Below are 11,796 nucleotides of genomic sequence, written 5' to 3'. Positions count from 1 at the left end.
TCGTGATGGATACCAAGAATGGCAGTGTCACCAATAAGCTTAGCTCACCTTGAGGAGGCTATAAGGTTAGGGCAGATGCGATTAAGTCCTTCCGCATGAGGCAATGTCAGGCATAGTGTCAGCCAGGATCAATACATGGAAAATCAGCTTAGCTTTGCCGATTGTGAGTATCGACAAAGCGCACCAAACCCGGAAAGAAAAGTTTTTGTACCAATGGAAGCACTGGTTCCGTGGCATCGGATTGAAGCGGTCATTGAACCTTATTATCCCAAGCGGGTAACGGTCGGCGACCTTACCCACTACATATTCAGGCAGAAGTAAGTGGCAGTAAAGCACGGCTTTTCTGGCTGATGTAGCCAGATGAGATATACCGGAGGGAAAGAAACGCTTAATCGCACCTTCCTTAACCAGATCCGGTGAGGCGACAACTATCCTGTCATTGGGGGATCAGCAAATAATCGCCTGATCAATCCTCATCAAAGTACCAGTATCCCTTATTAATCCAGGCAACTATCTGCTCAAGAAAAGCACTGTTTTCAACCCATTCCGCCAGGTTCTCTGCCGTTAAAACCGGATTGTCACACAGGACAGGGATGGCTTCAGCCAGGTCACTACTAAGTGATTCTGCTGCACCATTTATGAACAACCTGCCTTCGCGGTAGTCGCTTTCGAAGTACAAACAACGAAGACCACCCAGACGGATTAAGTCCTGGTTTTGAATCGCTTCAAGAAAATCAGAAGTTTGAAATCCTAACTCCTCTTCTGGCAGGTCAAGTTCGCACTTAGAGCTTGTCAGACGACAGCCGCTGAACTGGCTAATCAGCTTATCGTCGAGGGTATCAAGCAGCTGCTGTTTTATGCGGGCGAAATCTGCAGGAGTCACACAACCAGACTGGGTTGAAATACTCCGATGCGGATCGGCAATTTGCGCTTTACCCAGTTCATTATCAATCAGGTAGTCGGCTATACCACTGAGCATATCGCTGGCGGATGCGGTACGGTAACCAACAGAGAAGCTCATCGAAGAGTTAAGCGATATTCCATCATGGGGATAGCCCGGTGGCAGATACAGAATATCACCGGTGTTTAATTCTATATCCAGAATCGGTTCAAACGGTTCGCAATGTAACAGGGCCGGATGGGCCGCAAACTCGGAATGATCACCCAGATCACCCACCCGCCAACGACGGCTTCCGGAGCCCTGACAGATAAATACATCGTAAAGATCAATATGGGGGCCGACACTGCCACCGGGGGTGGCAAAGCTCACCATGACATCATCCAACCGCCACCTTGGGATAAAATCAAAGCACTGAATCAGGTCTTCTGCCGCAGGCAGCCAGTTGTTCAGCGCTTGTACAATCAGTGTCCAGTCTTTTTCACCCAGATGTTCATAGCTTTCAAACGGGCCAAACTCAGCGCCCCACTGTTCATTTTTTTTAAAAACGCGGCGCGACTCGACTAACTCATCGCAGGCCAGACCCGCCATCTCATCGGCAGACAGGAGATCCTGAAAGTTTTTAAAGCCCTGGCGAATAACTAACGGTTTTTTCTGCCAGTATTCAGCCAGGAATTGCTCTGGAGTTAGATCATTCAATTCAAGTTGCATAGCAGGCTCCCAAAATAGTTGCGGGCATCCTATCAGCTATCAACTATTCAGACCTTGCTGCTTATCATTTTTACCTTAATCCTGGCTTCAGGTATCGTCACGCAGCAATGTCCTTCAACACGGCCCCACAACAATGCCCCTCAACCAGGAGTCTGCGCCAGTTCAACAGTCGGTTACGACAGAGGATCTAATCCGTCGATGCCGCCATGACCCGTTCAATAATATGCCGTCCGATAGGAATTGCAGAGGTGGCTGCCGGAGATGGCGCGTTACATACATGCAAAGAGCGGGGACTTTCAGCAAACAGGAAGTCATGTACCAGAGAACCATCGCGCATAACGGCTTGTGCCCGAATACCTGCAGGATAAGGTTGTAGGTCTTTCACCTGTACTGAGGGACAGTATTTCTGCACCAGTTTCAGGTAACCCGGTTTCCACAGTGAATTCTTGGTTTCAATAATGCCGGTACCTATATGCTGCTTAAGCACCCTCCAGAAACCAGGAAAACGTAGCATATCCCAGATATCACGCAGGCTGATATTAATACGACCATAACCTTCACGTTTCCAGCCCTGCACCGCATTAGGACCAACCGTTACCGAACCATCAATCATTCGGGTCAGGTGAACGCCCAGAAAGGGTAGCTCCGGATCAGGTATGGGATAGATCAGATGGTTTACGATATCGCTCTTTTCGTTCGGTAAACGGTAGTATTCGCCTCGGAAGGGAACAATCTGGAAATCAGTTTCGATATCCAGCATACGCGTCAACCGATCGGCCATCAGGCCGGAACAACAGATAAGATAGCGGCAATGTAGCGTTCCCTGATTGGTTTTAACCGTTATCTCTTCGCTACTCTCTTCCATACCTGTTACTTCGGTACTTAGCAGCGTCTCACCTCCCAGCTCACAAAAGCGCTCGGCCATTTTGTTACAGACCTGGCGATAATCGACTATCCCCGTGGTCTTAACAAGAATGGCACCTAACCCCTGAATATTGGGCTCACGTTCTTTTAACTGCTTCGCATCCAATAACTCCACATCCAACTGGTTCTGATGGCAACGCTCGTAGAGCGCAAGCATACGTTCATGTTCCAGCTCATTGGTGGCGACCAGTAGCTTACCGCACTGGTCATATTTGATATCGTTTTCCTGGCAGAAGGCGATCGTTTTCTCAACGCCTTCACGACAAAATTCGGCTTTCAGGCTGCCTGGCGCGTAGTAAACACCCGCGTGAATCACACCACTGTTGTGACCGGTCTGATGCTGCGCAAAAGATGATTCTTTTTCCAACAGACCGATACGCTTATCCGGACACTGCTGTTGTAATTGCCATGCGGTAGACAGACCTACTATTCCGCCACCCACGATCAGGTAATCATATCGATCGATCATAGTTACTTCCGTAAAAATAAGAGAAAGTTATTGCCATGCTTTCTTAACTACAGACTTATCCGGCTGCCACTGCTGTGACGCTCTGCAGTTTGTATTGACGACGGCTGTACCAAAACAACAATACGAAAACCGCCATCCCTGCCAGCTTGAATAGAAGTTCATCATGGGGCCACATCATCACTACACCTGAAATACCGCTTAAGATACGCAAGCCTATATTTAACGGGCTTTCCAGATAGCCTTCCATACAGCCGACCAGTGCATAAATACCAAACAGGGAGAAAACAAACACTGAAAGAACCTCTGATGTGGTGCCTCCAATAAAGCCGGTATAGGCAAATAACAGCGGCACGATATACAACCCTTTCGCCACCTTCCAGGCCATAAATCCGGTCGCCATTGGCGGTGTTTTGGCAATCGCCGCTGCGGCAAATGCGGTCAGACAAACCGGTGGCGTTACGTTACTGTCCTGGGATAACCAGAAAATAATCATATGTGCAGATAGCAGGGTCATGGCCAGTGTCTCTGGTGCAATCGCCATTTCCAGCAACTGTCCTTTGAAGTCATCCGGTACTATTGCCAACATCTGCTGGGCATCCAGCTCAGTCATGGGCGCCATTAACAAGGCGGCTTTCTCGGCATCCACCAGCAAGAAGATAGTTTGCGCAGCCTCAGGCAGCGTACCCGCAACCATCATGCTAATTAGCTCTATCTCAGCAATCAGACTATATAAGGCCGGTGCCGATAGTGTTGCCAGGACGATATAAGAGGCGGTAACCGGCAGGCCCATACCCAGAATCAGAGATGCCAGTGCCACTAATAGAATGGTAATCAGCAAGCTGCCGCCAGCCCAGTCGGTTACCATCAGAGAAAAGGTATTACCGATCCCGGTCATGGCAACCACATTCACCACCAGCCCGACAGCCACCAGCAGCATCGCGGTAGTAGCCATGTTCTTAGAGCCCTGCGCCAGGGAATCGAGAATATCCCGGATCCCCATTGGGTTTTTAGACAACCAGGAAGAGACGACGACAGAGATGATTGAAATACCTGCCGCGTAAGTCGGTGTAAAACCATAAATCAGCAGCGCAACAAGAACCACCAGCGGTAGCAGATAATGCCAGCCATCTTTAAACACTTCACCGATAGGACGGGTATCCAGCTCGACAGAGTCTGCATGGCTGCGCATCGCTTCAACGCGCACGAAGAAACCAACCGACATGAAGTAGAGTAAGGCTGGCAATGCGGCTATCGATATGATGTCGACATAAGGAATCTGCGTATAAGACGCCATAATGAAGGCGCCTGCCCCCATCACCGGCGGCATTAACTGACCACCGGTAGAGGCGGCAGCTTCAACGCCTGCAGCAAATTTCGCCGGGAAACCCGCTTTACGCATTAGCGGAATAGTAATAACCCCGGTAGAGACGGTGTTAGCAACCGAGGATCCGGATACTGATCCCATCAGACCTGAGCCTAATACCGCAACAAAACCCGGACCACCCACAAAGCGGCCAGCCGCACAGCGTGACAATTCGATAATAAAATCACCGGCACCGGACTTCACCAGGAAAGCGCCGAACAGAATAAACATGAAAACAAACGTCCAGGAGATGCGGGCGATTGAACCAAACATTCCCTCTGGCGAAAAATAACTACGGAATAGTACCGTCTCAAGGCTCAATCCGGGAAAACCGAATACACCATCAATATACTGCCCCCACCAGAACACATAGGTCAGAGCGGTAACTATCATCACCGGAATAAACCAACCGGTTGTACGGCGTGCCATCTCCAGAGAGATAAAGATCGCGCAAACGGCAAACACCCAGTCCAATTGAGCAAATTTGACGCCGCGCTCATAGAGTGCGTCCTCAAATCCGATCAAATATAACGAACAAAAAACGGCGGCAATGCCTACCAGAGTATCCAACATCAGAGCCAGACGTCGTCCCGCTGCGGTCTGACAACGAACCATCGGTACCATCAGGCTACAAATCAGAGCGAAACCACTAAAATGAATAGCCGACACCCACAACTCAGGCAGCGTACCAAGGGTATTGAAATAGATATGTGCCAGGGCAAATAGCACACCTGCCCAATAGATGAATCGACCTACTGCTGATCCTTCAGGCCGCTGGCTTAATTCGAGGCTCTGTAATTTTTCAGCCAATTCCTGATCGGCATTAATCGAGGTTGTACTCATAGCAGCATCCCGAGAACGTATTATTAGAATAAAAGTATTAACAGAAAAAATTGATATAAATATGCAGGTATAAATATTGAACCAGAAAGGGAGGAGCCCGAAGGCTCCTCAGGGAGAACACTGAATATTATTCAGTGATCAGGTGCGCTGGAATGTTCACGCCCATTTCCTGGTAGTAACGCGCTGCACCTGGGTGCAGTGGCACTGGCAGACCCGCAATCGCTTTATCAATAGCCATCGCTTTAGTCGCTTTGTGAATGCCGTTCAGGAATGGCAGGTTTTCGTAAATAGCCTTGGTCAGCAGGTAAACATCTTCATTTGACAGATCATCACGCACCGCCAGGAAGTTAGGCTGTGCCATAGTGTTCACATCTTTAGTCTGACCCGGATAAGTATTCGCAGGGATGACAAAACGGGTCCACAGTTTGTAGTTACCATTGGCCTGATTGATCTGCTCATCGGTAAAATTCAGGATCGTCATATCGCTGCCTAAAGCAGCATAAGCACGGGTAACTGCGCTGGTTGGTACACCCGATGGGATATTCATGCCTTTAACTGTACCGTTTTGCAGTGCATCTGCGCTCGGGCCATAACCCATATAAGCCAGATCGAACTTATCAGCATTCATACCCAGGCCGCCGAGGATCTGACGACCAGAACCTTCAGTACCAGAGTTTTTCTTACCGATAGAAAACTTAGAATCAGTTAACCCGGACAGGTCTGCGATGGTGCCGGTTTTTACATAGTCAGACTTCACTGCAAACTGCTCAACGTTCTGCCACAACATAGACACTGAGCGCAGGTTTTTCTGAGGACCAGATGCCTTCAGTGCACCATCACCGTTCCAGGCCCAGGCGCCGTACAATCCCTGTAAAATAGCAAACTGCGCTTCATTTTCACGCAGCAATTTAACGTTTTCACCGGAACCCGCTGAGTTAATAGCCGACAGAGAGATCTTAAATTTAGGCTCAAGCTTTACTTTGGTCAGCGTTGCCAGTGCAACACCAACAGGATAATAAGTACCACCTGTTGAGGCTGTCGCCAGAATGTAAGACCGCTTTTCTTCAGCTTGCGTCATACCGGACAGGCCAACAGCACTAGTCAATGCCACTGCGACACCAACGTTTTTCAGGAAAGTACGTTTACTGATTTTCATCGTTATACCCTTATCTGATGTTTTTGTTTTAGATACCTCCTTACAATGCAACTACGAGGCCAACTCTCACACAAAAGCATAACACTTTGTTTTAAAAGGACTATATCAAAACAAAAACTAGCAACCTACTCTGCAATAAGCAACATCTTGCTCATTAGCCTGCAAAACAATAAGCAATAAATAGCCTATCCCAGGGTTTTATTCGCTTAATCCGGAGCCAGACCTACCTGATAAGGGGATCAACCGTCGGGTAAATATGCAAAGAATCATTATTTTTTCAGGACAAACTGATCAATCGGCAATTTTTTGCTTAGCCCGATTTCTTCCTCCCCAAAACGTCACTCGCAGCAGCCAAAAACGAAGCGACAAACGAAGCTATACCTCAGTATCGTCATCCAGAAACTCTGCCCGGTTGATATCATACTTAACCATCTTCTGATTCAGTGTTCGACGTGGCAGGTCTAGCTGATCCATGATGGCTTTGATATTACCCTGATGCTGTTTCAGAGCCCGACAGATCAGATCCCGCTCAAAATTGGCAACCTGTGCCGCCAGTGATAAGGAATCAGCAACGGGAAGGTCACTGTCAATATCCGACTCTCGGGGGAACAAGGTATCTGCTACAGACAGTCCACCATCAAGCGCATAACGAACCGCTGCATTTTTCAGCTCACGAACATTCCCCGGCCAGCTATATTGCTGCATATTGCGTATATCCTGATCGGTTACCCGGCGCAATTCTCGCTCGTGCTGACTCGCCGCCTGACGCGCATAATGTTCAAATAACAGCGGAATATCTTCCTGCCTCTCACGCAAAGGGGGTAACCGTAAATAGGATACATTGAGTCGATAGTAGAGATCTTCACGAAAGCCCTCCTCCGTGCGCAGATCTACTTTAGACGCGGCAATAATTCGCAGGTCGACAGGAATCTGTTTATTGCCCCCCAACCGTTCAATAAGTCCTTCCTGTAAAGCGCGCAGTATTTTCACCTGAAGGTTAGCCGGCATACTCTCTATCTCGTCGAGAAACAGCGTGCCATTATCCGCATACTCAAATTTACCTATGCGCCTCTTTGCCGCGCCGGTAAACGCGCCTGGTTCATGACCAAACAGCTCACTTTCGATCAGAGAATCAGGAATGGCGCCGCAGTTGATAGGGACAAAATTATGCTCCGAACGACCGCTGTACTCATGCAGGCACTGTGCAACCAGCTCCTTACCTGATCCGGTTTCACCGTAGATGATGACATTAGTGTCCTGATCCGCTGATTTAAGCAGATCTCGCTTCAGTCGTTGAATTGAAGGCGATATGCCTATGATCCGGCTATCGATACCCGACTGAGATGAAAAGCTCTGTTGCAGGCGAAGGTTTTCCAACATCAACTGACGCTTCTCACAAGCCCGGTTAATAGTCTCTACCAGCCGTTCAGGCACAAAAGGTTTCTCAATAAAATCATAGGCACCATTGCGCATGGCTTTAATCGCCATATCAACATCACCATGCCCCGTCACCAGAATAACCGGTAGCTCGGGAATCCGCTGTCGCGCGACTTCCATCAATTCCAGACCATCCATACCCGGCATCCGGACATCGGTGACAATAATGCCTGGAAACTGCTCATCGAGAACCTTCAGGGCCTGCTCAGCACTATCGCAGCTGATCACATCAAAATGTGCCATTTTGAGCCACTGTTCTGTCGACTGACGAATCAAGGCCTCATCATCGACAAGTAGCACTGTTCCTCTCATGCACTTTGCTCCGCTTGCACTGTTAAATCATCATGTTGATATTTCAGCAGACGTACCTCAAAGCATGCGCCGCCTGTCTGGGAATTAGAGGCTCTGACTTCACCCTGGAGATCGGTAACTATCGACTTCACAATTGATAAACCCAGCCCCAATCCATCCCCCATACTTTTAGTTGTAAAAAAAGGTTCAAAAAGGTGTCCGAAGTCCTGATTTTCAATCCCCGGCCCGGTATCAGCTATACGGATTCTGATATACGCAGCTGACTCCTCAGGTGCCGTTATCGATATGTGTAACTTATGCTCTTTACTTGCAACTGAAGCCATCGCATCACAGGCATTTTTTATCAGGTTAACAAAGATCTGTTCAACCCGGGCATTATCACCGGCAATACTAAACGCCTGATCAGGGCGCTGGTAGTCTAGCTTAATTCCGTCATTCTCAAATCTCTCACGAAACAGCTGCAACGACTGATCCAGTACGCTGACCGGATCTACCGCCGTTAGCTGCTCCGGCTTTTTATAAGCAAAGATCTTTAATTGCCGGGTCAGCTGCGCCATACGATCTGTCAGACTATTAATCAGATCCAGATTTTGATCCAGCGGGTCATTATCATTAACAACGCTCTCCTGCCCGGCATTTCGCTGAGCCAACAGGTGGCGACAAATAGAAATATAGGTCCGCATGGCTGTCAGAGGTTGATTCAACTCGTGCACTACCGCTGAAGACATACGACCCAGCGCCGCCATTTTTTCAGCCTGCACCAGCTCATCCTGTGCCTCTTTTAAGGCCTGAGTACGATCCAGTACCTTCTCTTCTAACTGATCATTCGCCTGCTGTAACGCACGTTCAAGTCGCTTCCTCGGGGTTATATCTATCACCGTTACCAGATAGATCGCTTCAGGCTGCTGCTCCATTTGTTTAATCGAAAACAACATCGGAAACGCGGTCTGATCCGAACGTACGCCAACCGTCTCAAGCGCAGTAATGGGCGCAAAACCCGAGCTGCCAATTCGTGCCAGGTTTTTTCGTAACGGACCATGCCCTGCATCCGCCGCAATTAACTGCTCGATCGATAACCCCAACACCCGTGGCATCGAGACGCCAAAGAGCTTCATCGCCATCGGATTGATAAACTGAATTTCACCCGCTCCGTTCAGAGAGATCAGACCCACATGTGCCGTATTAATTATGTTGCGCTGGTTGGCCTCATTGCGTTCCAGAACTTCACGGGTTTCCAGCCGGGAAATATTCTTTAATTGGCGCTCACGCAACAGCAGCAACAATAGTGAAAACGCAATACAACCACCCAGACTGTACAAGCGGGCCGTACGTCCTATGCGTTGCACCCCCTCAATACTGCTGATAACCGAAATTTCCCATCTCAGATCATCCAGTAACACCGATTGCACCAGCACTTTTCTACCGTCTTCAAGCATCCTGATATCAACGACGGTATCATCCCCCAGAGACTCTTGCTGCAAAGGCTGCAATACTTCATCCAGAGGATTTAAGGCCCAACGTTCATCGCTGGCCAGCAGCACTTTTCCGTGCTGACTGATAATAAAATTTTCGTTCTGGGGTAGCTCAGGCTGCAGCAGTTGAAGATCAATACGGACAGTCGCGGCACCCGCAAACCGGCTATGGTTATAGACCGGTGCTGACAGATAAAAAGCACCTCCGGAAGCGGCATCAGGCAATACGGCATAAACGCCCTGCTGCCCCTTTCTGGCTTGTTCAAAGTAAGGTGTTTCAGCGTGCGAGATAAGATAAAAATCCTGCTGTTCGCGCCAGTGACTGAAGGCCTGAGCCCGTCCCCGGGTATCAAGAATAAACAACGCAGTGGAACCAGCAACCAGGTTTGTTTGTTCCAGATAGCGACTGACTTCGGCAATTTTATCCGGCGCTGGCGACAATAGGAGACTCTTAACTTCCCGGTTCTGGGAGATCAAAAACGGAAGATACTGATACTCACCTAACGCCGATCGAAACTGACTAATCACTTGTAACAACCGGTCTTCACCCTCACTTTTCAATTGAATCATCGACCAGTCATGGGCATAGCGACCCGCCTGCCAGGTTAGCAACGCAGAGCAGGCAATGACTAACAATACAATGGGAAGAAGCCGTTGAGATTTCAAATCTATATCCAAATAAAGCGGTTATCTGGTTATACGCGCCAAAGTGTTCCCCACCTTGCCAGCATCAACCGGTCATATCAGAAGTGTAAGACGAATTAAAATATGCTGCCAGAACAATAGCATACTCAGAAAACCAGGTGTCTGCGCCGAAATAGACTTTCTCTCAGCACTTACCTATCTACAAGCCTACATCATAATCAATGAATGGCAGAGCATTCATTAGACTATGCATCATCCAGGACAATTCATATTTCAGAGGGGTGTATTCAAACACCAGGTAGACGATTAATATCAGTACATAAATACTGATCACCCTTTTCTTGCTTCTTTCTGTATTCATACCCTCCCCCTGTCATTTACTAGTGCAAACTCCCCATGACTAGTAGACAAGATAAATCACAATCTGCTCAAAACTTCCTATTGAAGCCATGCAACAATAGAACAATCATGCATAACGGCAGAGTAACTCAGCACTCACTTTCAACAGCGCTTCAGTCTGAGCATTCCGGTCTGAGTTCGCTCCCTTTTTATCTACCCGGGCTTCATACCAAAGAACTTCCAGAGCTTCCGCAAGCCAAACTGCCAACGCCAAACCGGCTTTAAAATCTGTCAGTGTTACAGCCTGCCAGGCGGGTAAAGTAGCGATCTGCTTTGCCGGAATATCCAGCTGCCGGTGCAATGCTGCCGCATCGAACCAGGGATTACCTATCGCGGCATACTCCCAGTCCAGCACCACCAGCCGGCCTCTATCCACACACAGATTCCCCCGATGAAGGTCGTGGTGGGTCAGACATTCAGGCACCTTGGGCAGCAGCTTACTCACTAGCTCAATAGCCTCCAGCAAGGCTATCCAGATACTGTTTTTTTCACCTTCAAACAACCGTCTATAGCGCTGATACAAAGTGGGATAATCAAACACCGGACCGTTATGAATCTGCTGCCATTGTCGGACCGCCGACAATAACTCCTGAGCATAACTAAACGATTGCTCAGGCCCATGCCTAACTTCAGCATCAGCATTGAATGATTCGCCATGATCACTCATCAGACACCAGCCTGCCTGCCAGTCGTTATGCAACACTTTCGGAGCCCAGCCATACGCCTGAATCAGCTTTAGAACATCGGCCTCAGTCATTCGATTAACACCAAATGCCCGACTATCATCTGCGTTTATACGCAACACCAGCAGCCGGTCTGCCAGCCTGGTACGGAACAATCGGTTAGTAGAGCCCGCCGTCTGGATCGGCTGCCAGATAGCCGCTATTCCCAGAAAAGCATTAACGGCCTGAAAAGATGATGACATATCATCAGTGTCGTTATCTTGTTGTTCTGGAGGCATCTGTCTGGCCGGCCCGGTTATCATAGCTTCTCCTCTGGCGGTGCGGTAAAATCGTCCGACATCTTATCGGGGTGCTAAAAATAAGCAGGCCTATAAACCGTCTGCTCAATTGGCTGAGAGTTTAACCCGTAGAACCTGATCCAGTTAACTACTGGCGTAGGAAATAAGCTGATCTCCCGGATATTCGCTTGATTTCCCGCCGTCGA

General features: G+C 48.7%; 9 protein-coding genes and 1 riboswitch. Of the genes, 1 reads left to right on the top strand and 8 read right to left on the bottom strand.

Annotated features, from left to right (window positions below; translation table 11 throughout):
• The first annotated feature begins 135 nt into the window (after positions 1–135).
• On the top strand, positions 136–321 hold the full coding sequence (locus EHS89_RS08845) for a hypothetical protein (RefSeq protein ID WP_124925791.1): 186 nt from the start codon (positions 136–138) through the stop codon (positions 319–321).
• Positions 322–466: 145 nt separating this feature from the next.
• Here the strand turns inward: EHS89_RS08845 and EHS89_RS08840 are convergent, their stop codons facing one another.
• The 8 genes from EHS89_RS08840 to EHS89_RS08810 form a co-directional block, all read right to left on the bottom strand.
• On the bottom strand, positions 467–1,609 hold the full coding sequence (locus EHS89_RS08840) for a cupin domain-containing protein (protein WP_124925790.1): 1,143 nt from the start codon (positions 1,607–1,609) through the stop codon (positions 467–469).
• 187 nt (positions 1,610–1,796) lie between these two features.
• Positions 1,797–3,002 (bottom strand): L-2-hydroxyglutarate oxidase, encoded by a 1,206-nt coding sequence (gene lhgO, locus EHS89_RS08835; RefSeq protein ID WP_124925789.1) that lies wholly within the window; start codon positions 3,000–3,002, stop codon positions 1,797–1,799.
• A gap of 55 nt (positions 3,003–3,057) precedes the next feature.
• Positions 3,058–5,208 carry a TRAP transporter permease gene (locus EHS89_RS08830; protein ID WP_124925788.1) on the bottom strand — a complete coding sequence of 717 codons (2,151 nt, stop codon included), beginning with the start codon at positions 5,206–5,208 and terminating at the stop codon, positions 3,058–3,060.
• Positions 5,209–5,335: 127 nt separating this feature from the next.
• A complete protein-coding gene (locus EHS89_RS08825) occupies positions 5,336–6,364 on the bottom strand; it encodes a TAXI family TRAP transporter solute-binding subunit (RefSeq protein ID WP_124925787.1) in 1,029 nt (342 codons plus the stop codon).
• A gap of 375 nt (positions 6,365–6,739) precedes the next feature.
• Positions 6,740–8,113, bottom strand: a complete 1,374-nt coding sequence (locus EHS89_RS08820) for a sigma-54-dependent transcriptional regulator (protein ID WP_124925786.1) — start codon at positions 8,111–8,113, stop codon at positions 6,740–6,742.
• Positions 8,110–10,251 carry a sensor histidine kinase gene (locus tag EHS89_RS08815; protein ID WP_124925785.1) on the bottom strand — a complete coding sequence of 714 codons (2,142 nt, stop codon included), beginning with the start codon at positions 10,249–10,251 and terminating at the stop codon, positions 8,110–8,112. The genes EHS89_RS08820 and EHS89_RS08815 overlap by 4 nt, the downstream gene beginning before the upstream one ends.
• Before the next feature lie 178 nt (positions 10,252–10,429).
• Positions 10,430–10,591 carry a hypothetical protein gene (locus EHS89_RS21095; protein ID WP_170167460.1) on the bottom strand — a complete coding sequence of 54 codons (162 nt, stop codon included), beginning with the start codon at positions 10,589–10,591 and terminating at the stop codon, positions 10,430–10,432.
• A gap of 105 nt (positions 10,592–10,696) precedes the next feature.
• The gene (locus EHS89_RS08810) at positions 10,697–11,614 is read right to left on the bottom strand and encodes a phosphotransferase (RefSeq protein ID WP_124925784.1); all 918 of its coding nucleotides are present in this window, start codon (positions 11,612–11,614) and stop codon (positions 10,697–10,699) included.
• 33 nt (positions 11,615–11,647) lie between these two features.
• Positions 11,648–11,770, top strand: a riboswitch (TPP riboswitch).
• Positions 11,771–11,796: the final 26 nt, after the last annotated feature.

The sequence above is a fragment of the Amphritea balenae genome, assembly GCF_003858655.1.
Taxonomy (GTDB): domain Bacteria; phylum Pseudomonadota; class Gammaproteobacteria; order Pseudomonadales; family Balneatricaceae; genus Amphritea; species Amphritea balenae.
Note: the sequence above shows the minus strand (reverse complement) of the source record. Positions and strands in the feature narration are given on the sequence as shown.

Excerpts from the sequence above, each read along its gene's own strand:
- EHS89_RS08845 (WP_124925791.1), top strand. The coding sequence starts at position 136 with ATGGAAAATCAGCTTAGCTTTGCCGATTGTGAGTATCGACAAAGCGCA.
- EHS89_RS08840 (WP_124925790.1), bottom strand. The coding sequence starts at position 1,609 with ATGCAACTTGAATTGAATGATCTAACTCCAGAGCAATTCCTGGCTGAA.
- lhgO (WP_124925789.1), bottom strand. The coding sequence starts at position 3,002 with ATGATCGATCGATATGATTACCTGATCGTGGGTGGCGGAATAGTAGGT.
- EHS89_RS08830 (WP_124925788.1), bottom strand. The coding sequence starts at position 5,208 with ATGAGTACAACCTCGATTAATGCCGATCAGGAATTGGCTGAAAAATTA.
- EHS89_RS08825 (WP_124925787.1), bottom strand. The coding sequence starts at position 6,364 with ATGAAAATCAGTAAACGTACTTTCCTGAAAAACGTTGGTGTCGCAGTG.
- EHS89_RS08820 (WP_124925786.1), bottom strand. The coding sequence starts at position 8,113 with ATGAGAGGAACAGTGCTACTTGTCGATGATGAGGCCTTGATTCGTCAG.
- EHS89_RS21095 (WP_170167460.1), bottom strand. The coding sequence starts at position 10,591 with ATGAATACAGAAAGAAGCAAGAAAAGGGTGATCAGTATTTATGTACTG.
- EHS89_RS08810 (WP_124925784.1), bottom strand. The coding sequence starts at position 11,614 with ATGATAACCGGGCCGGCCAGACAGATGCCTCCAGAACAACAAGATAAC.